We start from the raw sequence: 24862 nt of genomic DNA on the forward strand, positions 1-24862 counted from the left end.
TGTCTGGTCTGCGACCAAGGACGGTAGCCGACGGATATCAGCGACCGACTTAGTTAACAGCGTCTTTCAGGGCCTTACCGGCTTTGAAGGCAGGAACTTTACCAGCAGCGATTTCGATGGTCGCGCCAGTCTGCGGGTTACGGCCTGAACGGGCAGCACGCTCGCGTACAGCGAAAGTACCGAAACCAACCAGAGCAACCTGGTCACCCTCTTTCAGCGCTTCACCAACAGCATCAATGAAGGCATCCAACGCACGGCCAGCGGCAGCTTTGGAGATATCGGCACCGTCTGCAATCTTGTCAATCAGTTGAGATTTATTCACTCTTATATTCCCCTTTTATCAAACACCGCTGCGGCGCTGATTTCCCTGGCCACAACAAGTGGAGGTTTTATAGCAAGCCTCCTGATCAGTTGCAAGTGACAATCTGGCGCAAACCCGCGCCACACAACGCATTGCGACTCATCACGAGTACCCGATCGGTGGTCAAGGCTACTTCCGTTATCGGGCGCATGCAAGCCTTAACCACCCGCCGAATGCGCCAAATTTGCGGCGCATCAACATTTACACGACAGAAACGCGCTCAAACCCCTGTGGATTGTCCTGCAACGCCAATTCCAGCACCTCGTCAATCCAGCGAACCGGATAAATTTCAAGGTCTTGTTTGACGTTTGCCGGGATCTCCTCAAGGTCACGCTCGTTCTCTTTCGGAATAAGCACTCGCTTGATGCCGCCACGATGGGCTGCCAGCAACTTCTCCTTGAGACCACCGATGGGCAGCACTTCGCCGCGCAAGGTGATCTCCCCTGTCATCGCCACATCAGCACGAACCGGATTACCGGTCAAGCTGGAGACCAGGGCGGTACACATGGCGATACCGGCGCTCGGACCATCTTTCGGGGTTGCCCCTTCCGGTACGTGCACGTGGATATCGCGCTTCTCGTAGAAGTCGGCATTGATGCGCAGCTTCTCGGCACGGGCCCGTACCACCGTCATGGCCGCCTGGATGGACTCCTGCATCACGTCACCGAGAGAACCGGTATAAGTGAGCTTGCCCTTGCCCGGCATGTTGGTGGTCTCGATGGTGAGCAGATCGCCCCCCACTTCGGTCCACGCCAGACCACACACCTGACCCACCTGGTTCTGGTCGGTGGCCTTGCCGTAATCGAAACGCTGCACCCCGAGGAACTCCTTGAGGTTCTCCTGATTGACCTGAACGTGCTTGATGCTCTTGTCCAGCAGGATGCGCTTGACCGCCTTGCGACAAATCTTGGAGATCTCGCGCTCCAGACTCCGCACACCCGCCTCGCGGGTGTAGTAGCGGATCACCCCGACCAGGGCAGAATCTTCGATGGTGATCTCGGACTCCTTCAGGCCGTTGCGCTGGATCTGCTTGGCAACCAGATGCTGCTTGGCAATGTTGAGCTTCTCATCTTCGGTGTAACCGGAGAGACGGATCACTTCCATCCGGTCCAGCAAGGGACCCGGGATGTTCATGGAGTTGGAGGTGGCCACGAACATCACGTCCGACAGGTCATAATCCACTTCCAGGTAGTGATCGTTGAAGCTGTTATTCTGCTCGGGATCGAGCACTTCCAGCAAGGCGGATGCGGGATCGCCACGCATGTCCGAGCTCATCTTGTCGATCTCGTCGAGCAGGAACAGCGGGTTCTTCACACCAACTTTCGCCATCTTCTGAATGAGCTTGCCGGGCATGGAACCGATGTAGGTGCGACGGTGACCGCGGATCTCCGCTTCATCACGTACCCCACCGAGGGCCATCCGCACATATTTGCGACCGGTCGCCTTGGCGATGGACTGGCCCAGCGAGGTCTTGCCCACACCGGGAGGGCCAACCAGACAAAGGATGGGGCCCTTGAGCTTGTTCACCCGCGCCTGCACCGCCAGATATTCGAGGATGCGATCCTTGACCTTCTCGAGGCCATAGTGATCGGCATCCAGCACCTCTTGCGCCTTGCCAAGATCTTTCTTGACCTTGGAGCGCGCCTTCCACGGCACCTGTACCATCCAGTCCACATAGCTGCGCACCACGGTAGCCTCGGCGGACATAGGAGACATCATCTTCAGCTTGGCAAGCTCGGCCTGGGCCTTTTCACGGGCATCTTCCGGCATGCCAGCCTCTTCAATCTTGCGATTGAGGGCTTCAAACTCATCCGGGCTATCTTCCAGCTCACCCAGCTCTTTCTGGATGGCCTTCATCTGCTCGTTGAGATAATACTCGCGCTGGCTCTTTTCCATCTGCTTCTTGACGCGAGTACGGATGCGCTTCTCGACCTGCAGCAGGTCAATTTCCGACTCCATCATCGCCATCAGGAATTCGATGCGCTCGGAGACCGAGACGATCTCCAGCACCTTCTGCTTGTCTTCCAGCTTGAGCGGCATGTGGGCCGCCATGGTGTCAGCCAGACGCGCAGCATCGTCGATCGCCGAGATCGAGGTCAGTACCTCGGGCGGGATCTTCTTGTTGAGCTTGATATAGCCTTCAAACTGGCCGATGGCGGAGCGAACCAGCACTTCCTGATCCTTCTCCTCAATGGCTTGGGAGGGGATGTACTGGGCCTCGCAGACAAAGAAATCCTTGTCGTCGATCATCCGCTCCAGGCGGGCACGCTGCCCACCCTCTACCAGCACCTTGACGGTGCCGTCCGGCAGCTTGAGCATCTGCAGAATATTGGCCACTGTCCCGACGGTGAAGATCTCCTCCACCGTTGGCTCATCGGTTGACGCATCCTTCTGAGCCACCAGCAGAACTTTCTTGTCCTGCTCCATGGCCGCTTCCAGACAGCGAATGGATTTTTCCCGCCCCACAAAGAGTGGAATGACCATGTGGGGATAAACCACCACGTCACGAAGAGGCAGGACGGGAATCTCGATGCGTTCTGAACGCTCTAGGTTCATATATGTCCTCTCGGCTTGTTATACCGTTGGCAAAGCGCTTGGCTGAGTATATGGGGGCGCTGAGATGAGATTCAATCGCCGAAACCGTAAAAAGCATGAAAGGGGCAAAAAGCCCCTTCCATTTGATTAAAAATCAGACATTTACTCTGATGCAGCAGCCTGAGTCTCGGGATTCTCGTAGATCATCAAGGGCGCAGAGTCCCCTTTGATCACGGTCTCGTCGATCACCACCTTGCTGACCCCTTCCAGAGAAGGCAGGTCATACATGGTATCCAGCAGAACGGCTTCCACAATGGAACGCAGACCACGAGCACCGGTTTTACGCTCCATCGCCTTGCGGGCAATGGCGTTGAGCGCATCGTCACGAAACTCCAGTTCAACCCCTTCCAGATCGAACAACGCAGCGTACTGTTTGGTCAGCGCGTTTTTCGGCTCTTTCAGGATCTGGATAAGGGCAGACTCGTCCAGCTCGGTCAGGGTCGCGACCACCGGCAGACGGCCGATGAACTCGGGGATCAGACCATACTTGATCAGATCTTCCGGCTCTACCTTGGCGAAGGTCTCGCTCAGGGTGGCCTTGGCATCCTTGGATTTCACCTCGGCGCCAAAACCGATACCGGTTCCCTTCACGGAACGCTGCTCGATCACCTTGTCCAGACCAGCAAAGGCACCGCCACAGATGAAGAGGATCTTGGAGGTATCAACCTGCAAGAACTCCTGCTGCGGATGCTTGCGACCACCTTGCGGCGGCACGGAAGCGATGGTCCCTTCGATCAGCTTGAGCAGTGCCTGCTGTACCCCTTCCCCGGAGACATCGCGGGTGATGGAGGGGTTGTCCGACTTGCGGGAGATCTTGTCGATCTCGTCGATATAGACGATGCCACGCTGGGCCTTCTCCACGTCGTAGTCGCACTTTTGCAGCAGCTTCTGGATGATGTTCTCCACATCCTCGCCCACATAACCAGCTTCGGTCAGGGTGGTCGCATCGGCCATGGTGAACGGCACATCCAGCAGACGAGCCAGAGTCTCGGCCAGCAGGGTTTTACCGCTACCGGTCGGGCCAATCAGCAGGATGTTGGATTTGCCGAGCTCCACACCACTGTTTTCGCCGCTGTTGCGCAGACGCTTGTAGTGGTTGTAGACGGCAACGGCCAACACCTTCTTGGCGTACTCCTGCCCGATCACATAGTCATCGAGATGAGCGCGGATCTGATGAGGGGTCGGCAGCTCGTTACCATCGCGCTTGGGAGAGATCTCGCGGATCTCTTCGCGGATGATATCGTTGCACAGCTCGACGCACTCATCACATATGTAGACGGAAGGGCCAGCGATCAGCTTGCGCACTTCATGCTGGCTTTTGCCGCAAAAAGAGCAGTAGAGCAGCTTATCACCCTCACCCTTGCGTTTCTCTGTCATTCAGCAACCTCGTTTTATCAATAGAGGATGGATCGGCCTGTTGAGTTTACAACAGACCGGGACACCCTGCTCAGCTACGCTGGCTCAGGACACCGTCGACCAGACCATAGGCCACGGCCTGCTCGGCGGACATGAAGTTGTCACGATCGGTGTCACGCTCGATGGTAGCCATGTCCTGACCGGTGTGGAACGCCAGGCGTTCGTTCAGGGTATTTTTAATTTTCAGGATCTCCTGAGCGTGGATCTGGATATCAGATGCCTGACCCTGGAAGCCACCCAGCGGCTGGTGGATCATCACGCGGGCGTTAGGCAGGCAGAAACGCTTGCCCTTGGCGCCGCCAGCCAGCAGGAAGGCACCCATGGAGCAGGCCTGCCCCATGCAGACGGTGCTGACATCCGGCTTGATGAACTGCATGGTGTCATAGATGGACATGCCCGCAGTCACCGAACCACCCGGCGAGTTGATGTAGATATAGATGTCCTTGTCCGGATTCTCGGATTCGAGGAACAGCAACTGGGCAACCACCAGATTGGCCATGTGATCTTCAACCTGACCAGTCAGGAAGATCACCCGCTCTTTCAGCAGACGGGAGTAAATATCGTAGGAACGTTCACCCTTGGCAGTCTGTTCGACCACGATGGGGACCAGCGCATTGCTGGGAGAATCGGTCATATCGTTATAGTTCTTGTACATAAGGCATTGTCCCTAAAATAAAATGGCCCGAGTGGAGATCACACGAGCCATTATACTTAACAGTCTTGACCTTAAGTCAAATGTTCTTAGGCAGCGGCGCCAGACTTGTTGATCACTTCGTCAAAGGCAACTTCTTTTTCGGTCACTTGCGCTTTGGACAGGATCAGGTCGATGGCTTGATCTTCTACTGCCAGGTTACGAACGCCGTTCAGCATCTGTTCGTTCTTCTGATAGTACTCGATCACTTCCTTCGGATCTTCGTAGGCAGTCGCCATGGACTCGATGATGCTGTTTACACGGGCATCGTCAGCCTTGATCTCGTTGGTGCGGATCACGTCACCCAGCAGCAGGCCTACGCGTACACGACGCTCGGCTTGAGCCTGGAACAGTTCAGCCGGCAGCTCGGGAGCGTTACCGCCCTGGAAACCACCGAAGCGCTGCAGAGCCTGCTGACGCAGTGCGTCGATCTCTTGAGCAACAGCTGCTTTCGGCAGGTCGATTTGGTTGGCTTCAACCAGACCGTTCAGAACCTGCTCTTTCACGCTGTTTTTCAGGGCTTGAGCCAGTTCGCGCTCCATGTTCTTGCGCACTTCGGCTTTCAGCTCTTCAACAGAACCGCTTTCGATACCGAAACGCTTCACGAACTCTTCGGTCAGCTCAGGCAGGATCTGCTCTTCAACCTTGATCAGCTTGGAAGCGAACTTGGCTTCTTTGCCTTTCAGGTTTTCAGCGTGGTAGTCAGCCGGGAAGGTCACTTCGATGGTGAACTCGTCGCCTGCTTTCTTGCCCAGGATGGCGTCTTCGAAGCCAGGGATCATGCGGCCAGCGCCCAGCACCAGGTTGAAGCCTTCAGCTTTGCCGCCGTCGAACTCTTCACCGTCGATGGAACCGACGAAGTCCATGGTCACACGCATGCCATTGGCAGCGGCAACATCGGCATCAGCCCAGGTAGCGTGCTGCTTGCGCAGGGTGTCGATCATGTTGGCCAGATCTTCATCCTTCACGGTCGCAACCGGCTTCTCGACCTTGATGGTCTCGAGACCTGCAACTTCGAACTCCGGATACACTTCGAAAGTGGCGGTGAATTCGAAATCCTGACCTTCTTTGATCTCTTTCGGATCCATGGTCGGGGCACCGGCCGGGCTCAGTTTGTTTTCGATGATGGCTTTGATGAAGTTGCTCTGCATCATTTCATCAGCAACGCGGGCGTGAGCCATGGCGCCGAACATCTTCTTGATGATGGCAACCGGAGCCTTGCCAGGACGGAAACCGTCGATGCGACGAGTTTTGGCCAGGCCATTCAATTCTTTACGCACAGCGGCGTCTACGGTAGCGGCCGGTACAGTGATGGTAAGACGGCGTTCCAGACCCTGGGTTGTCTCTACAGAAACTTGCATTCTTCTACCTCGTTCAACTCAGCACTGTGTGCTGACCCTTTATTGCCCCTAGGCAAAGCCCGGAGTCTTCCTGTTTATAAAGACAACGATATGTCTTTGTGATGAGAAAATATGACGCGGCATTATAGCGGCGCACTTTGGTCGAGTCGAGCCACACATCCCCCACATTGAGCGGCGTGCAAGCACAATTCGTGCAAAACTGCCCTTTATATGGGGAGAGAGGTGCCCGACTTCAACTATCCGATGGCAATAATTTTGCGTTTGCTCACCTTTTTTCATCCGAACGCCGCTTTATTACCCATCTTTCGCCGAAAAACAGCCCACCGTTGCGGGCGGCGACTCAATTTGACCAGCCAAATGGCGATTGGACCAATCAACCATTGCGTCCCTACCCCTCCCTCGTTATGGTGGCAACCAAATTGATGATCTGGAGTCACTCACATGGCCTTTTTCCGCTTCTTGTTCAATCTGCTCTGGTTTGTACTGGGAGGTGTCTTTATGGGCCTGGCCTGGTGGCTGGCCGGTCTTGTCTGCTTTATCTCGCTGGTCGGCATCCCCTGGGGACGTGCCTGCTTCGTGATCGGCACCTTTACCTTCTTCCCGTTTGGCAAGCAGGCGGTCAATCGCAAGACCATGACCGGCCAGAGCGATATCGGCACCGGCACGCTGGGACTGATTGGCAATATCCTCTGGTTCGTGCTGATCGGTGTCTGGCTGGCCATCGGCCACATCGCTTCCGCACTGGCCTGCTTTGTGACCATTATCGGTATCCCGTTCGGTATCCAGCACCTCAAGCTGGCGCTGATCAGCCTGGCGCCCATTGGCCAGATGATTGTGACCAATCAGGAGGCGGAATCGGGCCGCTATATCCGCTAAACACGGGAAATGCGCAGGCAGACGCTGCCCTGCAACGAAAAAAAGGGCAGACTAGAGTCTGCCCTTTTCTATTCTCTTTTGTTGAGGCCATCATGTTACCCAGCCACTTTTTCGCCAATCTCGCCCGCATGAAACTCATCTACCGCTGGCCCCTGATGCGCAACATCCAGCCGGAAAACATTGCCGAACACAGCCTGCAGGTCGCCATGGTGGCCCATGCCCTCGGCATCATCAAAAACCGGCTGTTTGGCGGCAGCGTGAATGCCGACCGCGCCGCCGTCATGGCGCTCTACCACGACAGCAGTGAAGTGCTGACCGGCGATCTGCCTACCCCGGTCAAATACTTCAACCCCGAAATTGCCCGCGAGTACAAGAAGATAGAACTGGCCGCCGAGCAGCGTCTGCTTGGCATGCTGCCGCCGGAACTGGTGGAGGACTTTCGCCCCCTGCTCGATTCGGCAGCCCAGGATGACGAGCTGGCCAGGCTGGTCAAGGATGCCGACACCCTCTGCGCCTATACCAAGTGTCTGGAGGAGATCAACGCGGGCAACCGGGAGTTCGAACCGGCTCGCAAGCGCCTTGAAGCCATGCTGGCAGCCCGGATGAGCGATGAGATGCGCTACTTTATCGACACCTTTGTGGCCAGCTTCTCTCTGCCGCTCGATGAGCTTAACGCTCACTAAGCCAGCCCACGCGACCTGAAAACAGCAGGGCCCGCCGGTTTTCACCGACGGGCCCTTCGTTATTTATGGCGCATTAGATGCAGCGCATCAGTGACCCAGCTCGCGGGAGGGCACCAGACCGCTCGCCCGCCAGGCGGGATAGAGGGTCGCCACCAGACTCATCAGGATGGCCGCCCCCGTCACGATAAGCAGATCCTGCATATGCAACTCGGTCGGCAGGAAGTCGATAAAGTAGATATCCGGATTGAGGAAGCGGTGGCCAATGAGCTTTTCGACAACGCTCAGGATCTGGGTCAGCTTGCTGGAGAGCAGGCCCCCCAGCAGCGCACCGAGCAGGGCACCGGCCACGCCGTTTACCATCCCTTGAATGACGAATGTAAGCCGGATCTGACCCGGGCTCGCCCCCATGGTTTTCAGGATGGCGATCTCGCTGCGCTTCTCGTTCACCGCCATCACCAGGGTGGAGACGATGTTGAAGCAGGCGACAGCCACCACCATCAGCATCACCACATACATGACGGTACGCACCATCTGGATGTCCTGATAGAGGTAGCCCTGGCTGTTCATCCAGCTGCGGATATAGACGTGATGAGGGAACTGCTGCGCGGCGGCTACCGTGATGGATTGCGCCTTGAGCACATCGCTCACCCGCAGGCTGAAGCCCTCCACATCGCTACCCATACCGGTGATCGCTTGCGCATCAGCCAGATGCATAAAACCGAGCAGGCCGTCGAGCTGACCGCCGATCTCCAGCAGCCCCACCACGGTCAGGGCTTCGCGCCGCGGGTTCTTGATCCCCGCCTGATCGCCCCCTTGTGGCAACAGCAAGCCGAGAGTGTCACCCACCTTGACGCCCAGCTTGTCGGCGATGGTCTTGCCGAGGATCACCCCACGCTCACCGGCTTGCAGTTCACGCAGGCCACGACCGCTCATGTATTTGCCCGCATCCGACAAGTTGGCTTCCAGTTCGGGCAGCACCGCGCGCAGTTGCACCCCCTTGAGAGCAGAGCCATGCTCCAGCAAACCATTGAGGCGAATAACCGGCGCGGCGGCCTCGACGCCCGGCTGGGCCAGCAGGTAGTCACGCAGACGGGGCCAATCCGGCAGCGGCCGCTCGACGGCGTCCAGCTCACCTTGCGGCACGACCGAGAGCACCCTGTCTTTGAGCTCCCGCTCGAAACCGTTCATGGCAGAGAGGCCCAAGATCAGCGCCATCACCCCGAGGGCGATACCGATCAGGGAAGAGGCTGAGATAAAGGCGATAAACCCGTTGCGACGGCGGGAGCGGCTGTAACGCAGGCCCAGAAAGAGGGGCAGCGGTTTGAACATCAGGCAACCTCCGCCATCACGCCGCTCACCAGGGTCACCCGGCGATGGAGCTTGGCCGCGAGGCTCAAGTCGTGAGTCACTACCACAAACGCAGTGCCCAGTTCACGATTCAGTTCACACAGCAGTTCGTACACCGCGGTGGCACTGGCGTGATCCAGATTGCCGGTAGGTTCATCCGCCAGCACCAGACTCGGTTCGTTGACCAGCGCCCGGGCGATCGCCACCCGCTGACGTTCGCCACCGGAGAGCTCGGAGGGACGGTGATGCAAACGGTGAGAAAGCCCCACCCGCCCCAGTATCTTGGTTGCCTTTTCGGTAGCGACCGCCACCGACTCACCGGCGATCAGCAGCGGCATGGCTGCATTTTCCAGCGCACTGAACTCGGAGAGCAGGTGGTGGAACTGGTAGACAAAGCCCAGCTCGCGGTTGCGAAAACGGGCCTGGGTTCGGCTATCCCAATGGTGGATATCCTCCCCCTTGAACAGCACGGCGCCACTGGAGGGATTGTCGAGGGCTCCCATCAGATGCAGCAGAGTGGTCTTGCCGGAGCCGGAGCTCCCCACCACCGCCAGCATTTCACCGGGCGCGACACAGAGATCGATCCCCTTGAGCACCTGAGTCTCCAGCTCCCCCTCTTTATAGACATGGTTGAGCGCCTGGCAGCGCAGCAGAGGTTCACGGGATACGGCTTCATTCATAACAGGGGCTCCACTTGCCTCGGTAACAACGCTGGCACCCGCAACTACGGGGGCACCAGTCACAACAGAAGATGCATTATTCACGGCATTACTCATAACGCAGCGCCTCGGCCGGTTTCACCCGCGCAGCGCGGGCCGCCGGATAGAGGGTGGCACTGAAGCTCAGCAGCACGGCGCCCAGCAAAATGGTGATGACCTGAGCCGGCTCGACAATCACCGGCAGGCCACTGCCGCCCGCCGCCATATAGAGGTTGAGCCCCACCGCATTGAGCAGAGGGTTGAGACCCAGGGAGAGCGCAAGGCCCGCCAGTCCGCCAAACAGGGCACCAATCACCCCGCTGGAGGCGCCAAGTACCATGAAGATTTTGACGATCCCTGATTCACTCATACCCATGGTGCGCAGGATGGCCACTTCGCCCTCCTTGTCCGTCACCACCATCACCAGCGCGGAGAGGATGTTAAAGGTGGCGACGGCGATGATCAGCACCAGCATCAGCCCCATCATCCGTTTTTCCATGGCGACCGCCTGGAACAGCTCGCCCCGCTCGCGGCGCCAATCCTGCCACAGCAGCCCATCCGGCAACGGTGTCTTGATCACCTCGTCAGCGGCAAAGGGATCATCGAGCCAGAGGCGAATGCCACCGACGGTTTCTGGCGGCAGGCGCAGCAGCCGCTGGGCATCCCCCAGCGCGATCAGCGCAATCTGGTTATCCACATCAGCGCCGACCCCGAAGATGCCGGAGACGGTAAAGAGGCGCTGGGCCGGTACCCGGCCAAACGGGGTGAAGCGGGTCCCTTCGGTCAGGATCAGGCGAACCTGATCGCCGATGGAGACATTGAGGCGACGAGCCACCCCCTGCCCCAACACGATGCGGTAGTGACCTGCCTGCAAGGTATCGAGTCGTCCCCCCAGCATCTGGCTGTGGAGGATGTCATCCTTGGGCCACTTTGCAGGGTCGATCCCCTGCACGCTCACCCCGGTCAGCTGACCGGGGCTTTGCAGCATCCCTTCGCTGTCGAGCATGGGGGCCGAGGCAACCACATGGGGTAATTTGGCCAGATCAGGCAACCCTTGCGGGTCGGCATCAATGCGGCCAGCCTGATTGGTCACCACCACATGGGGGATCACCCCGAGGATGCGCCCTTTGAGCTGCCCTTCGAAACCGTTCATCACCGAAATGACCACCATCAGGGCAGCAACCCCGATGGCGATGCCAAAGGTAGAGAACAGGGAGATAAATGAGACGAAGCGATTGCTGCGCTTCGAGCCTGCATAACGCAGGCCGATGGCCAGCGAAAGGGGCTGAAAAAGTCCGGTCTTCAAGGATATGTACGTTGCCAACAAAATAAGATACCGGATAATAAAGGGAAACCGTCCATGACAACAAGGGATAGCCTCCATGCAGGAACAGTTCTTCAGCGTCACTCATGCCACGCCGGTCAATGTGATCCCCATGCCGGCCGACTTCCACCTCCCCTCGCTGGAGGAGCTTGACGCTGAGCTGCCGGAGCCCTTTCGGATCTCTTCGGCCATTACCTCCATCGATCTGGTGACCACTCGCCTGCTGCGCAACCAGAACGAGTCGATGCACGATCTGATCGAGATCGTCAATCAGCAGTCCCGCAAGATCGACATGATCATGGGCTATGTGCTCTCCCTGCAGGACCATCCGGAGCAGCGCTTTCACACCCTGCGCTTCGGGGCTGGCCAGCTCACCTACCTGCACCCCTATCATGGTCACGGGGATGCGCCGCACCTGCACCAGATCGTCCGCCTCAAGATCTTCCTGCGGGAAGAGGCGGCCGCTATCTACTGCTATGGCCAGGTCAAACAGCTCGACGGCGGTGAACATGGCACCCATGTGCAGCTCGACTATGTGCGGATCCGCGAAGATGACCGTGAACTGCTGGTTCGTGCCAGCCTCCACGTGCAATCGAAGCAGCTCAAGCTGCGCGCCCAAGAACGTCAGCGCTAACCAGAGCGAACGTCAGCGATAGATAACGTCAACGTTAAAAGAATCGAACCATGCCAATGACACTCCCCGCCTTGCCCGCCAAAGCGGGCCAAAAGATCACGCTCGGCCAGCTGGTCGGCAGCAGCCTCTCGCTGATTGCAGCCCGTCTCACCAGTGAAGCCAAGGGGCCGGTACTGCTTATTACCGCCGATACCCCGAGCGCCCTGCGCCTGGAGCAGGAGCTTCAGTATTTGCTGGCAGACAAGCAGCTAGCCGATCAGTCTGCGCCGGTATTGCTGTTCCCCGATTGGGAGACCCTGCCCTACGACACCTTCTCTCCCCATCAGGACATCATCTCCCAGCGGCTCGAAACTCTCTACAAGCTGCCGCAGATGAGCAAGGGGGTATTGATTGTCCCCATCTCCACCCTGATGTTGCGCTGCGCCCCCCGGGTCTATCTCGACAAATACAGCCTGATGGTGAAGGCCGGCCAGCGCCTCAATCTGCAACAGCTGCGCGGACGCCTGGCCGAGGCGGGTTACGTGGCGGTGGATCAGGTGCTGGAACATGGCGAATTTGCCGCCCGCGGCTCCCTGCTCGATCTCTTCCCCATGGGCAGTAGCAGCCCCTATCGCATCGACTTCTTCGACGATGAAGTGGACTCCATCCGCCCATTCGATCCCGAAACCCAGCGCTCCAGCGAACCGGTCAAGACGGTCAGCCTGCTGCCCGCCCGGGAATACCCTACCGACGAGGCAGCCATCGAACTGTTTCGCGGCCAGTTCCGCGAGCAGTTCGAGCTGTCGCGGGCCGAGGGCTCCGTCTATCAGGAGGTGAGCAAGGGGCGTTGGCCCGCCGGCATCGAGTATTATCTGCCACTCTTCTTCAACCAGACTGCCAGCCTGTTTGACTACCTGCCGGAAGATACCCTGCTGCTCACCGTGGGGGATATCTACCCCGCCGCCCAGCGTTTCTGGAACGATATCGGCCAGCGCTATGAAGACAGACGCTGGGACAATACTCGCCCCCTGCTACCCCCGGCCCAGCTCTATCTGCCGGTGGAGCAGCTCTTTGCAGCCCTTGGCCAATATGGCGCGGTGCGGCTGCAAGAGGCCGCCACTGCGGGCGATGCTGGTCAGCACGATCTGCCCATCGAGGCGCTGCCGGATCTGCAACTCGATCACAGCAAGGAGCAACCCTTGCTGGCGCTCAACCAGTTCCTGCAAGGCTTTGCCGGGCGCACCCTGTTTGCGGTGGAATCCGAAGGGCGACGGGAGGTGCTCGGCGATCTGCTGGCGCGTATCTCGCTGCAACCCAAGGAGTTCCCCTCCCTTGACGCCTTTATGGCGAGCCCGGATCGACACGGCCTGCTGGTTGCCCCCCTTGAGCGTGGCTTCCTGTGGCAGGAGGTCGGTCAGGATCCACTGGCGCTGATCACCGAGACCGAGCTGCTGGGCGGCAAGGTGCGCAGCAAGCGAGCGCGGGAGAAGAGCAAAAACTTAAGCTCCGATGCAGTGATCAGAAACCTGGGCGAGCTGACCCAGGGCCAGCCGGTGGTCCATCTGGATCACGGGGTCGGCCGCTATCTGGGGCTCGAAACCATCGACGCCGGTGGTCTGCCCACCGAGTTTTTGACCCTCGAATATGCCGGCGGCGACAAGCTGTTCGTGCCGGTCACCAGTTTGCACCTTATCAGCCGCTACACCGGTTCTGATAACCCGCCCAGCCACAAGCTCGGCGGTGAAGCCTGGAGCAAGGCGCGGCGCAAGGCGGCGGAGAAGGTGCGCGACGTGGCAGCCGAGTTGCTGGATGTCTACGCTCATCGCGCCGCTCGCGCCGGTTTTGCCTTCAAGCACGACAAAGAGGCCTATCGCCAGTTTGCCGCCAGCTTCCCGTTCGAGGAAACCGACGATCAGCTCAACGCCATCAATGCGGTGCTGGGGGACATGTGTCAGGCCAAGAGCATGGACCGACTGGTGTGTGGCGACGTAGGTTTCGGCAAGACCGAAGTGGCGATGCGGGCGGCGTTTGTGGCCGTCCACGGCGGCAAGCAGGTTGCCGTGCTGGTGCCCACCACCCTGCTGGCGCAACAGCACTACGACAACTTCCGCGACCGCTTCGCCAACTGGCCGGTGCGGGTCGAGGTGCTGAGCCGCTTCCGCTCCGCCAAGGAGCAGAGCGCTGTGATGAAGGAATTGGCCGAAGGCAAGGTGGATATCATCATCGGCACCCACAAGCTGCTCGGCTCCGAGCTCACTTTCAAGGATCTGGGACTGCTCATCGTCGATGAGGAGCACAGATTCGGGGTGCGCCAGAAGGAGAAGATCAAGGCGCTGCGGGCCGATGTGGATATCCTCACCCTGACCGCAACCCCCATTCCGCGCACCCTCAACATGGCGATGTCGGGCATGCGGGATCTCTCCATCATCGCCACCCCGCCCGCCAAGCGACTCGCCATCAAGACCTTCGTGCGCCAACACGAACCGGCGGTGGTACGCGAGGCTGTGCTGCGGGAATTGAAGCGTGGTGGTCAGGTTTACTACCTGCACAACGATGTCGAGAGCATCGAGAAGTGCGCCGCCGATCTTGCCGAATTAGTGCCAGAGGCCCGCATCGGCATCGCCCACGGCCAGATGCGCGAGCGCGACCTTGAGCGGATCATGTCCGACTTCTACCACCAGCGCTTCAACCTGCTGGTCTGCACTACCATCATCGAGACCGGCATCGACGTGCCGAGCGCCAACACCATCATCATGGATCGGGCGGATCACCTCGGTCTGGCCCAGCTGCACCAGCTGCGGGGCCGGGTTGGCCGCTCCCACCATCAGGCCTATGCCTACCTGCTCACCCCCCATCCCAAGCTGATGACCAAGGATGCGGCCAAGCGGCTGGAGGCGATCGCCTCGCTCGAAGATCTCGGCGCCGGTTTTGCGCTGGCGACCCACGATCTGGAGATCCGTGGCGCGGGCGAACTGCTCGGCGACGATCAGAGCGGCCAGATCGAATCGGTCGGCTTCACCCTCTACATGGAGATGCTGGAGCAGGCGGTCGAGGCACTGAAAAATGGTAAGGAGCCATCGCTGGAGCAGCTGATGAGCCAGCATACCGAGGTAGAACTGCGCCTGCCTGCGCTGCTGCCGGATAACTATATTCCGGACGTCAACATGCGCCTCTCCATGTACAAGCGGATCGCCAGTGCGGCGGACGAGCAAGAGCTGCGAGAGCTGAAAGTGGAGCTGATCGACCGCTTTGGTCTCTTGCCGGAGGCGACCAAAACTTTGCTGGAGCTGGCCGCCTTCCGCCAGCGTGCCACCGCCCTTGGCATTCGCCGGGTGGAGATGAGCGAGCGTGGCGGCTATCTCGACTTCACCCAGGAGACAAAGGTCAATCCGACCTATCTGGTCAAACTGCTCTCCAGCCAGCCAAGGGTCTACAAGATGGACGGGCCGACCCGGTTGCGTTTCCAGGTACCGACCCAGGATCGCGCCATGCGCCTGAAACTGGTGGATGGCTTGCTGGCAGATCTGGCCAACAACAGCCTGTGAATACTGCAACGCTGGCGGCGAGCCAGAGAGATAACGCCAACTAAAACGGGAGCCATCTCGGCTCCCGTTTTTTATTCGCTATCAGTCAGCTGCGTACTATCAGCCCTGGTTAGCTGGATCCTCATGGGCGGAGAACTCGCGCATAAAGGCTTCGGCCCGCTCCACCATCTTGGTCGAGCCAACGAAGTAAGGGGTGCGCTGGTGCAGCGCGGTGGGCTGGATATCCATGATGCGGCCAAAGCCGTCGGAGGCCTTGCCACCAGCCTGCTCCACCAGAAACGCCATCGGGTTGCACTCATAGAGCAGCCGCAACTTGCCATTCGGCGAGTTGGTGCCGGACGGATAGATGTAGATGCCGCCCTTGAGCAGGTTGCGATGGAAATCAGAGACCAGGGAGCCGATATAGCGGGAGGTGTAAGGTCTGTGGGTCGCCTCGTCGCGCTCCTGGCAATATTTGAGGTACTTCTTCACCCCGTCCGGGAACTTGATGTAATTGCCCTCGTTGATGGAGTAGATCTTGCCCTCTTCCGGAATGCGGATGTTCTCGTGGGAGAGGCAGAAGCAACCGATGGAGGGGTCGTAGGTAAAGCCGTTGACGCCAAAGCCGGTAGTGTAGACCAGCATGGTGGAGGAGCCGTAGACCACATAACCGGCGGCGACCTGACGGTTGCCCGGTTGCAGGAAGTCCTCCAGGGTCACCGGCGAACCCTGCGGGCTCAAACGGCGGTAGATGGAGAAGATGGTCCCGACCGAGACGTTGACGTCGATATTGGAGGAGCCATCGAGCGGGTCGATCAGCACCACATACTTGGAGTTTTTGGAGAGTGGCGAGTCAAAGGCCACGAAGTCCTCTTCTTCTTCCGAGGCCATGCCACACACCTCGCCGCGCGCTTCCAGCGCCGCCTTGAAGCGTTCGTTGGCGTAGACATCCAGCTTCTGCTGCACCTCGCCCTGTACGTTTTCAGCGCCCATGGAACCGATGATATCCGCCAGTCCCGCCTTGTTGATCTCCCGGTTCACCACCTTGGCAGCAAGGCGGATCGAGCTGAGCAACGAGGTCAGCTCGCCGGTCGCGGTAGGATAATCCGCCTGCTTTTTGACGATGAACTCACCCATGGTGATCATGTTTCGCATTTTTGTTCCTTTAGATCGCATCCGTTGGCATTGAAAACGTTTGCAGGCGTCGGCAAAAAAAATGCCGATCACCGGCGGCCTTGATTTGTAACCTAATGTAACGTCTGTTTTTTGTTTTTGCAGCGAATTAAGCGGCCTATTAAATAGGCTATTTCGCCTCACGTTATAGTAAAAGACACTTTTTATTCGGTTCCAATCGATAACTTTCGGACCCTTAATTCGTGGCAATAACCTGCGACAAGCCATGAGCTGACTGGCCTTGAGCCATTAAAAATGGAGTCTGATGGGCCTGCCGTTCCCTCAGCCATTGCCTCTTGAGATCCGATCGCCAATCCAGCACACTGATTTCGCTTTGGAAGCAAATAAAACTCAAGGATTATCAATGAACAAGACTCTCATTGCCGGCATGGTAGCCGGACTGTTTGCCCTTCCCGCCTGGGCTGCCCAGGTGCCTGCCGGTACCAAGCTGCTGCCGGATGCCCAACAAATCTACGTGACCAATATCGGCACCGAACCCACCACCATCGACCCCCAGCTGGTAGAAGAGACCGCCGGTAGTGCCATCGTCAACGATCTGTTTGAAGGGCTCTATGAGCTGGATAATACAGGCAAGATCAAACCAGCAGGCGCCGTCAGCTACGAGGTCGACAAGACAGGTACCGTCTACACCTTCAAACTGAGGCCCGAGGCCAAGTGGTCAAACGGTGAACCGGTCACCGCCGCCGATTATGTCTACGGCTGGCAACGGGCGGCCGATCCCAAGACTGCCTCCAACTACGCCTGGTTTATCGAGTTGACCGGAGTGGTCAATGCAAGGGAGGTGACACAGGGCAAGAAGAGCCCGTCAGAGCTAGGGATCAAGGCGCTCGATGACCACACCCTGCAGGTCACCCTGAAAAATCCGGTTCCCTTCTTCCTGAAGACGCTTGCCCACTACACCACGTTCCCGGCCCCCAAGGCCACCATTGAAAAATTCGGTAAGGATTGGGTCAAACCGGGCAATATCGTCTCCAACGGTGCCTTTGTACTCAAGGAGTGGACCCCCAACGAGCGGCTGAGCGCCGAGCGCAATACCCACTACTGGAACAACCAGCACACCGTCCTGAACAAGGTGATCTATCTGGAGATCGTCTCCGAAACCGCCGCCTACAACCGCTATCGCACCGGTGAACTGCACTACACCACTTATCCGCTGGAGCAGTACAAACAGCTCAAGAGTAAGAGTCCGGAAGAACTGGTCAGCGTCCCCACGCTGGCCAGCTATTACTATGTCTTCAATACCCAGCGCAAACCGTTCGATGACCCGAAAGTACGCAAGGCGCTCTCGCTCGCCATCGACCGGGAGACCATCACCGACAAGATCCTGGGACAGGGACAAATTGCCGCATATAGCTTCACGCCCCCCATTGTGGACGGTTTTGAATTGAAAAAACCGGCCAGCCAGCTGCAGAGCAAAGAGGAGCGGATCAAGCAAGCCAAAGCCCTCTTGGCCGAAGCGGGTTATGGTCCGGACAAGCCACTCACCGTGGACATTCTCTACAACACCAACGAGAGCCACAAAAAGATTGCGCTGGCCGTCTCCTCCATGTGGAAACACAACCTGGGGGTCACTGCCACCCTCAACAACATGGAGTGGAAGACCATGGTCTCGGCACTCAACGAGGGGGATTTTGGCGTTAGCCGCTATGGCTGGAACGGGGATTATAACGACGCCTCCACCTTCCTCGATATCATGACCTCCAGCAGCAGTGCCAACAGCGGCAAGTGGTTCAACAAGGAGTACGACGCCCTGCTGGCCAAGGCCCACGACTCGCTGGATCCCGCTGAACGCAATGCCCTGTATCAACAGGCAGAGGCACTCATTGATGCGGATGCCCCCATCGCCCCTATCTATTTCTCGGTCAAATCCAGGTTGCTCAAGCCTTTCGTGAAAGGCTACCCCCACCTTAACCCGCAGGATGTGGTCTACAGCAAGGAGCTCTATCTGGTTGCCCAATAGACACTGACTGAACAGGTCAACAAGACTTGCTGACCTTTGTTGTAATGATGGTCAAGAGAGGCAGCTTCAAGTCCAGGTAATCTAAGTAGGACCGCTGATATCTGCAACAAGCAAACGCCAGAACCGCTTTCTGAACGACAAAACCCCCGATACGCTATATCGGGGGTTTTGAGGTAGAAAACACAAGCTAAAAATGGGTGACGTTTTCAGCTTCTAGATAAGGCCACATTGCACTTGATCACTTGGCTCAACTGGCCCAAGTGATTATGTGATCAATCCACTCACCAGCCTGATCCTCGTGAACCACTTTGCCACGTACAGATTGACCTGCCTGATGCATGGCAGAGCGACTGCCGGTCAGCAGCGGATGCCACTCTGGCAGAGTATCTCCGTCAGCCAGTAAACGATAGGCACATGTAGAGGGGAGCCAATCATATTCGGCAATCTTGTCGTGAGTTATCTGCAGACAGTCAGGCTCTTTTTTGAAGCGATTAAGATAATCGGAACACTGGCAGGTCTTGGTATTGAGCAGGTTACAAGCCACATTGGTGAATACAAGCTCATCTGTATCTTCATCAATGAGCTTGTTAAGGCAACATTTACCGCAACCATCGCAGAGGGATTCCCACTCGGATTCAGTCATCTGCTGCAGACTCTTGGTCTGCCAAAAGGAGGATTGCATCATACCGCTCACTTAATATGCCTTCTCAAACGCGTGGTTATACCTATTGTCATCCTGAATTTCAAGGTTGGCATTGTCCACGGAGTTCTTTAGCAATAAAAACCAAACATAAAAAAACCGGCGCCTTGGCGCCGGTTTTTGCTCACTATGTCTCGATTACAGAGAAGCAGTGAAGGTACGGGTGATGACGTCTTGCTGTTGCTCTTTGGTCAAAGAGTTGAAGCGAACGGCATAACCGGATACGCGGATGGTCAACTGCGGATATTTCTCCGGGTTTTCCATGGCGTCCAGCAGCATTTCACGGTTCATCACGTTGACGTTCAGGTGCTGACCGCCTTCCAGGTTGGACTCATGGTGGAAGTAACCATCCATCAGACCGGCCAGGTTGGCTTTCTGGGCTTCCATGTCTTTACCCAGCGCGTTTGGCACGATGGAGAAGGTATAGGAGATACCATCTTTGGCGTAAGCGAACGGCAGCTTGGCAACGGAAGTCAGGGAAGCAACGGCACCCTTCTGGTCACGACCGTGCATCGGGTTGGCACCCGGGCCGAACGGCGCACCAGCGCGACGGCCATCCGGGGTGTTACCGGTCTTCTTGCCGTACACCACGTTGGAGGTGATGGTCAGCACGGACTGGGTAGCCACGGCACCACGGTAGGTGTTCAGCTTCTGAATTTTCTTCATGAAGCGCTCAACCAGGTCGCAGGCGATGTCATCGACGCGAGCGTCGTTGTTACCGAACTGCGGGTACTCGCCTTCGATTTCGAAGTCGATGGCAACGCCATCTTCGTCACGAATCGGCTTGACCTTGGCGAACTTGATGGCAGACAGGGAGTCAGCGGCTACGGACAGACCCGCGATACCACACGCCATGGTGCGATATACGTCACGGTCGTGCAGCGCCATCAGAGAGGCTTCGTAGCTGTACTTGTCGTGCATGTAGTGGATGATGTTCAGCGCAGCAACGTATTGCTTGGCCAGCCAATCCATGAAGTGGTCCAGACGATCCATCACGTCGTTGTAGTCGAGGTACTCGGACTTGACCATTTCGGTCTTCGGACCGACCTGGATCTTGAGCTTCTCGTCCATACCGCCGTTGATTGCATACAGCATGGTCTTGGCCAGGTTGGCACGGGCACCGAAGAACTGCATCTGTTTGCCGACGATCATCGGGGACACACAGCAAGCGATGGCGTAGTCATCGTTGTTGAAGTCCGGACGCATCAGGTCGTCGTTCTCGTACTGAACGGAAGAGGTCTCGATGGATACCTTGGCGCAGTACTTCTTGAAACCGACCGGCAGCTTCTCGGACCACAGGATGGTCAGGTTCGGCTCAGGGGACGGGCCCATGGTGTACAGGGTGTTCAGCATACGGAAGCTGTTCTTGGTGACCAGGGTACGGCCATCAACGCCCATACCTGCCAGGGTCTCGGTAGCCCACATCGGGTCGCCGGAGAACAGTGAATCGTATTCCGGGGTACGCAGGAAGCGAACCATACGCAGCTTCATGACCATGTGGTCCATCAGCTCCTGGGCTTCTTGCTCGGTGATCAGGCCTTTTTGCAGGTCACGCTCGATGTAGATGTCCAGGAAGCTGGAAGTACGGCCGAAGGACATGGCGGCGCCGTTCTGGGACTTGACTGCCGCCAGGTAGGCGAAGTAGGTCCACTGTACGGCTTCTTTGGCGTTCTTGGCCGGTACGGAGATATCACAACCGTACTTGGCAGCCATTACCTTCATCTGTGCCAGGGCACGGTGCTGCTCGGAGATCTCTTCGCGCAGACGGATGGTGGCTTCCAGGTTGACACCGTTTTCCAGGTCAGCCTGCAGGGACTTGAACTGGGCCAGTTTGTCGGCCATCAGGAAGTCGATACCGTACAGGGCAACACGACGGTAGTCACCGATGATACGGCCACGGCCGTAGGCATCCGGCAGACCGGTGATAACACCAGACTTACGGCAGTTCAGGATGTCTTTGGTGTAAACGTCAAACACGCCCTGGTTGTGAGTCTTGCGGTATTCAGTGAAGATCTTCTCGACCATCGGGTCCAGTTGACGACCGTACACTTCGCAAGAAGTTTTAACCATCTTGATACCGCCGTTGGCGATGATGGCGCGCTTCAGCGGCTTGTCAGTCTGCAGACCAACGATCTGCTCCAGGCTCTGATCGATATAACCGGCATCGTGTGCGGTAATGGTGGAGGGCAGGTCAGTATCAAAATCGACCGGCGCATGAGTGCGGTTCTCGATTTTGATCCCTTCCATGACCTTGTCCCACAGCTTGGTGGTCGCTTCGGTCGCGCCAGCCAGGAAGGACTCGTCACCTTCATACGGGGTGTAGTTCTTCTGGATGAAGTCGCGGGTGTTGACAGAGGTCTGCCATTCACCGGCCGCGAAGCCTTCCCATGCTTTTTGGAACTGTTCGTTAAGTTCTGCCATTTTTCATTACCTCACACGGTATTGATGTAGTATCCCGCAATCATCCTTAATGATGACGACGGAAGATAAACCAGTAAGTCAGACCAACCATCACGCCACCACCGATGATATTGCCGATGGTCACGGGGATGAGGTTGTGTAGGACGAAGTTGGATACGGTCAGGTCAGCAAAGGTTGCTGGATCCTGGCCGATGGCCTGCCAAAATTCCGGACTAGCCACGCTGTGGATAGCGATACCAACCGGAATCATAAACATGTTTGCGATGCTGTGCTCGAAACCTGAGGCAACGAACATGGCAACCGGCAGCAGCATAACCACTACCTTGTCAGTCGCGCTGCGGGCACCAAAGGCCATCCAGGCAGCAAGACATACCATCAGGTTACAGAGGATACCCAGCGCCACCGCTTCGAAGAAGGTGTGGTGAATTTTGTGTTGGGCCACTTTCAGGGCGTTAAGGCCCCACTGACCGTCTGCTGCCGTGTACTCTGCAGAAACGATGATCAGCGCCACCATCAGCAGACCGCCAATCAGGTTACCGAAGTAGACCAGACCCCAATTCTTGAGCAGCTGAGCCCAGCTGATGCGATTGGCAGCCTTGGCCACCAGTGTCAGGGTGGTGGAGGTGAACAGCTCGGCACCGAGCAGCACACAAAGAATAAGTCCGAGAGAGAAGCAGAGACCGCCCACCAACTTGGCCATACCCCAAGGCATGGAGCCGGTTCCGGTCGTCACTGTGATGTAGAAGATAAATGCGATGGCGATGAAAGCGCCTGCGGTAATGGCCAGTGGAATGACCTTGTATGCCGGCTTGGTAGCCTTGGCATAGGTGATGTCTTCAGCCAGTGCAGCGATGGCTTCGGGCTTGAGACAATCGAATGGAGATTCAGCTTTCAATTATTTTCTACCTGAATGTTTTGCCTGTTGAAATCATAACAAAGGGCCAAATAGCCAAAATTGACATTGATCAAGTTTATCAGAGTGCGAATGTAATTTTACTACAAATATTTTAGTGCGATGGCTACGCCACTTTACACCAGGTATCAGCTGAAACAGAAATATCACATTTTTAATGCAATGATTTTAAAGAATTTATTTCCAATCATGGAAATATGGTATTGGCAAGATATCTTTGCAGATCGCCAGCACATCCCCTGCCCTGTCATCAACCCCCTTAGGGGTATTTTTTGTTTTTTATTTCATCTTTGAATAACAATCCCGTGCCTTGCCGCACGATAAACAGAAGGGGCCACTCGGCCCCTTCCTTTACAGCAACAATCACGCCCAGTGATGGGCTCGCTTGGCCTTTTGCAGCTTCTCGTAAGCCGCCAGCAGCTTCTGGTGCAGCGGGAACTGGGAGAGCGACAGGTCGGCCGCCTCCAGCCCGTGGAAGCGTGCTTCGCCACTGGCGTTAGCCCATGCCTGTACCAGCGTCTCTTCGCCATACATGCGAGTGAAGACGGCGCGATACTGCTCCGGATCCCGCTCCTCGTCGAGGAACAACTCGACGCAGGCACGCAGGGCGCGGTAGTAGCTGGCACGCTCGGCAGTAAACACCGACTGGTTGAACTCCATGGTCCAGTCGATGAGATCCAGTGCGGTCTCCAGCTCACCGGCGGCCAACGCCAGCATGGCTTTCAGCTCGCCAACGCGCAGGGTGTGCAGCGCGGTACCCTTGGCGGCAGCGATGCCCAGCAGCTCGCGTACACGGGTACGCTCGTCGTGCCCCTCTTCATCCAGTTGATCAAACAACGCCATGTACTGCTCGGCATCCCAATCCAGTGATGGCAGCGCCAGGATCACTTCGCGCAGGTTGGCGCCCATGTTGTTGTTGGCCAGCAGCAGATCTTCGGCCGGATAGATGTCGGACATGCCCGGCACCAGAATGCGGCAGGCGTAGACACCCAGATGCTCGTAGTCGGCGATATAGACCGGCTGCTCCAGCTCATGGAAGATGCCGATCAGGTGATCGAACTCCTCCTGCGAGGTACCACGGAAGTCCCAGTCGGCAAACTCGAAGTCCGCATCCTGCTTGAACAGATCCCAGCTGATGAGGCCCGAGGAGTCGATGAAGTGGGTCTCGAGGTTGTGGTGATCCGCCACCTGCTCGTTGTCGAATGACGGCGGCACAAACACGTCGAGATCCTTGAGACCACGGCCCTGCAGCAGCTCGGTCACGGTACGCTCGAAGGCCACTTCGAAGCGCGGGTGGGCGCCGAAGGAGGCAAAGCAGGTGCCGTTGCTCGGGTTGAGCAGCACCACACAGATGACCGGATAGCGGCCACCCAGGGAGGCATCGAAGCTGTAAATGGGGAAGCCTTCCGCTTCGAGCGCCGCGATGGAGGCGGCAATCCCCGGATAACGGGCAATGACCTCGTCCGGGATCAGCGGCAAGCTGATGGCCTCGGCGATGATCTTGTTCTTCACGTGGCGCTCGAACACCTCGGAGAGCGCTTGAGTGCGCGCTTCGGTCTTGGTGTTGCCAGCGCTCATGCCGTTGGAGACATAGAGGTTGCCGATGATGTTCATCGGGATGTAGACGGTCTCGTGATCGGACTGGCGCTCGAACGGCAGCGCGACGATACCGCGCTCTTCGTTGTTTGACTGCAGATCCACCAGCATGTCGGCGGTTACTTCACCATCCGGGTTGTAAAACTTGCGGGTGAAGCTGTCGAGCAGACCGGCCGGGAACTGGTCACCCTCGATGGGGAACCACTTTTCGTTCGGGTAGTGAACGAAATCGCCGTTGGCGACCTGCTCGCCCAGATAGAAGTCGGCGAAGAAGTAGTTGGTGGAGAGACGCTCGAAATATTCGCCAAGAGCAGACGCGAGGGCCGCCTTCTTGCTGGCACCCTTGCCGTTGGTAAAGCAGAGGGCGCACTCTTTGTCGCGAATATGCACCGACCAGACGTTCGGCACGGGGTTGAGCCAGGAGGCCTCTTCAATATCAAAGCCCAAGGCTTGCAGCTTGGTCTGGAAGCGTTCGATGGAGTCTTCCAGCGCCGCGTCCTTGCCGGGAATAAAAGTGTGGTCAGTCATCACGATATCCTGATTTTTATTGGCTCATGTTCGGCCGCAGATAATAGCAGGGGTCGGCGGC

18 protein-coding genes are annotated in these 24862 nt (G+C 57.5%); 5 read left to right on the forward strand and 13 right to left on the reverse strand.

Annotated elements, in window-relative coordinates; all coding sequences use genetic code 11:
• Positions 1-49: 49 nt before the first annotated feature.
• From hupB to tig, 5 genes are all read right to left on the reverse strand, one after another.
• Positions 50-322 (reverse strand): nucleoid-associated protein HU-beta, encoded by a 273-nt coding sequence (gene hupB, locus AB5Y82_RS20235; protein ID WP_005315375.1) that lies wholly within the window; start codon positions 320-322, stop codon positions 50-52.
• Positions 323-562: 240 nt separating this feature from the next.
• Positions 563-2917, reverse strand: a complete 2355-nt coding sequence (gene lon / locus AB5Y82_RS20240) for an endopeptidase La (protein WP_005336976.1) — start codon at positions 2915-2917, stop codon at positions 563-565.
• Between the two features lie 141 nt (positions 2918-3058).
• On the reverse strand, positions 3059-4333 hold the full coding sequence (gene clpX, locus AB5Y82_RS20245) for an ATP-dependent protease ATP-binding subunit ClpX (protein ID WP_005336977.1): 1275 nt from the start codon (positions 4331-4333) through the stop codon (positions 3059-3061).
• Positions 4334-4403: 70 nt separating this feature from the next.
• The gene (gene clpP, locus AB5Y82_RS20250; protein WP_005336979.1) at positions 4404-5027 is read right to left on the reverse strand and encodes an ATP-dependent Clp endopeptidase proteolytic subunit ClpP; all 624 of its coding nucleotides are present in this window, start codon (positions 5025-5027) and stop codon (positions 4404-4406) included.
• Between the two features lie 86 nt (positions 5028-5113).
• The gene (gene tig / locus AB5Y82_RS20255) at positions 5114-6424 is read right to left on the reverse strand and encodes a trigger factor (RefSeq protein WP_005345092.1); all 1311 of its coding nucleotides are present in this window, start codon (positions 6422-6424) and stop codon (positions 5114-5116) included.
• A 441-nt stretch (positions 6425-6865) separates the two neighbouring features.
• Here tig and AB5Y82_RS20260 point away from each other — a divergent pair, with 441 nt between their 5' ends.
• A complete protein-coding gene (locus AB5Y82_RS20260) occupies positions 6866-7300 on the forward strand; it encodes a YccF domain-containing protein (RefSeq protein ID WP_005336982.1) in 435 nt (144 codons plus the stop codon).
• A 92-nt stretch (positions 7301-7392) separates the two neighbouring features.
• Entirely contained in the window at positions 7393-7983 is a 591-nt protein-coding gene (yfbR, locus tag AB5Y82_RS20265) for a 5'-deoxynucleotidase (protein ID WP_047436789.1), read from the forward strand.
• Positions 7984-8070: 87 nt separating this feature from the next.
• On the opposite strand, the gene lolE is transcribed toward yfbR, so the two are convergent.
• From lolE to AB5Y82_RS20280, 3 genes are all read right to left on the reverse strand, one after another.
• Positions 8071-9312 carry a lipoprotein-releasing ABC transporter permease subunit LolE gene (gene lolE, locus AB5Y82_RS20270; RefSeq protein ID WP_111900628.1) on the reverse strand — a complete coding sequence of 414 codons (1242 nt, stop codon included), beginning with the start codon at positions 9310-9312 and terminating at the stop codon, positions 8071-8073.
• A complete protein-coding gene (lolD, locus tag AB5Y82_RS20275; protein ID WP_162632555.1) occupies positions 9312-10010 on the reverse strand; it encodes a lipoprotein-releasing ABC transporter ATP-binding protein LolD in 699 nt (232 codons plus the stop codon). Before lolD ends, lolE begins: the two co-directional genes overlap by 1 nt.
• An 88-nt stretch (positions 10011-10098) precedes the next feature.
• Complete coding sequence (locus tag AB5Y82_RS20280) at positions 10099-11334, reverse strand: lipoprotein-releasing ABC transporter permease subunit (RefSeq protein ID WP_005345085.1); 1236 nt, start codon at positions 11332-11334, stop codon at positions 10099-10101.
• Positions 11335-11410: 76 nt separating this feature from the next.
• Here AB5Y82_RS20280 and AB5Y82_RS20285 point away from each other — a divergent pair, with 76 nt between their 5' ends.
• Complete coding sequence (locus AB5Y82_RS20285) at positions 11411-11986, forward strand: hypothetical protein (protein WP_064336238.1); 576 nt, start codon at positions 11411-11413, stop codon at positions 11984-11986.
• Positions 11987-12042: 56 nt separating this feature from the next.
• Positions 12043-15510, forward strand: a complete 3468-nt coding sequence (mfd, locus tag AB5Y82_RS20290; RefSeq protein WP_368174448.1) for a transcription-repair coupling factor — start codon at positions 12043-12045, stop codon at positions 15508-15510.
• Between the two features lie 99 nt (positions 15511-15609).
• Here the strand turns inward: mfd and fbp are convergent, their stop codons facing one another.
• The gene (fbp, locus tag AB5Y82_RS20295; protein WP_005336993.1) at positions 15610-16644 is read right to left on the reverse strand and encodes a class 1 fructose-bisphosphatase; all 1035 of its coding nucleotides are present in this window, start codon (positions 16642-16644) and stop codon (positions 15610-15612) included.
• 382 nt (positions 16645-17026) lie between these two features.
• Here fbp and AB5Y82_RS20300 point away from each other — a divergent pair, with 382 nt between their 5' ends.
• The gene (locus AB5Y82_RS20300; protein WP_368174443.1) at positions 17027-18643 is read left to right on the forward strand and encodes a peptide ABC transporter substrate-binding protein; all 1617 of its coding nucleotides are present in this window, start codon (positions 17027-17029) and stop codon (positions 18641-18643) included.
• A 247-nt stretch (positions 18644-18890) separates the two neighbouring features.
• Here the strand turns inward: AB5Y82_RS20300 and AB5Y82_RS20305 are convergent, their stop codons facing one another.
• The 4 genes from AB5Y82_RS20305 to ycaO form a co-directional block, all read right to left on the reverse strand.
• Positions 18891-19325 (reverse strand): YcgN family cysteine cluster protein, encoded by a 435-nt coding sequence (locus AB5Y82_RS20305; protein WP_162504416.1) that lies wholly within the window; start codon positions 19323-19325, stop codon positions 18891-18893.
• 156 nt (positions 19326-19481) lie between these two features.
• A complete protein-coding gene (pflB, locus tag AB5Y82_RS20310; protein ID WP_146061802.1) occupies positions 19482-21764 on the reverse strand; it encodes a formate C-acetyltransferase in 2283 nt (760 codons plus the stop codon).
• A 46-nt stretch (positions 21765-21810) separates the two neighbouring features.
• Positions 21811-22659 carry a formate transporter FocA gene (gene focA / locus AB5Y82_RS20315; RefSeq protein ID WP_005333620.1) on the reverse strand — a complete coding sequence of 283 codons (849 nt, stop codon included), beginning with the start codon at positions 22657-22659 and terminating at the stop codon, positions 21811-21813.
• Positions 22660-23040: 381 nt separating this feature from the next.
• On the reverse strand, positions 23041-24801 hold the full coding sequence (ycaO, locus tag AB5Y82_RS20320; protein WP_115521843.1) for a 30S ribosomal protein S12 methylthiotransferase accessory factor YcaO: 1761 nt from the start codon (positions 24799-24801) through the stop codon (positions 23041-23043).
• Between the last annotated feature and the right edge of the window lie 61 nt (positions 24802-24862).

The organism is Aeromonas sp. s13, assembly GCF_040907905.1.
GTDB classification, from domain to species: domain Bacteria; phylum Pseudomonadota; class Gammaproteobacteria; order Enterobacterales; family Aeromonadaceae; genus Aeromonas; species Aeromonas veronii.

Excerpts from the sequence above, each read along its gene's own strand:
- AB5Y82_RS20300 (WP_368174443.1), top strand. The coding sequence starts at position 17,027 with ATGAACAAGACTCTCATTGCCGGCATGGTAGCCGGACTGTTTGCCCTT.
- AB5Y82_RS20260 (WP_005336982.1), top strand. The coding sequence starts at position 6,866 with ATGGCCTTTTTCCGCTTCTTGTTCAATCTGCTCTGGTTTGTACTGGGA.
- pflB (WP_146061802.1), bottom strand. The coding sequence starts at position 21,764 with ATGGCAGAACTTAACGAACAGTTCCAAAAAGCATGGGAAGGCTTCGCG.
- AB5Y82_RS20285 (WP_064336238.1), top strand. The coding sequence starts at position 11,411 with ATGCAGGAACAGTTCTTCAGCGTCACTCATGCCACGCCGGTCAATGTG.
- fbp (WP_005336993.1), bottom strand. The coding sequence starts at position 16,644 with ATGCGAAACATGATCACCATGGGTGAGTTCATCGTCAAAAAGCAGGCG.
- ycaO (WP_115521843.1), bottom strand. The coding sequence starts at position 24,801 with ATGACTGACCACACTTTTATTCCCGGCAAGGACGCGGCGCTGGAAGAC.
- tig (WP_005345092.1), bottom strand. The coding sequence starts at position 6,424 with ATGCAAGTTTCTGTAGAGACAACCCAGGGTCTGGAACGCCGTCTTACC.
- lon (WP_005336976.1), bottom strand. The coding sequence starts at position 2,917 with ATGAACCTAGAGCGTTCAGAACGCATCGAGATTCCCGTCCTGCCTCTT.
- lolD (WP_162632555.1), bottom strand. The coding sequence starts at position 10,010 with ATGAATGAAGCCGTATCCCGTGAACCTCTGCTGCGCTGCCAGGCGCTC.
- mfd (WP_368174448.1), top strand. The coding sequence starts at position 12,043 with ATGACACTCCCCGCCTTGCCCGCCAAAGCGGGCCAAAAGATCACGCTC.
- clpX (WP_005336977.1), bottom strand. The coding sequence starts at position 4,333 with ATGACAGAGAAACGCAAGGGTGAGGGTGATAAGCTGCTCTACTGCTCT.
- lolE (WP_111900628.1), bottom strand. The coding sequence starts at position 9,312 with ATGTTCAAACCGCTGCCCCTCTTTCTGGGCCTGCGTTACAGCCGCTCC.
- AB5Y82_RS20305 (WP_162504416.1), bottom strand. The coding sequence starts at position 19,325 with ATGCAATCCTCCTTTTGGCAGACCAAGAGTCTGCAGCAGATGACTGAA.
- yfbR (WP_047436789.1), top strand. The coding sequence starts at position 7,393 with ATGTTACCCAGCCACTTTTTCGCCAATCTCGCCCGCATGAAACTCATC.
- clpP (WP_005336979.1), bottom strand. The coding sequence starts at position 5,027 with ATGTACAAGAACTATAACGATATGACCGATTCTCCCAGCAATGCGCTG.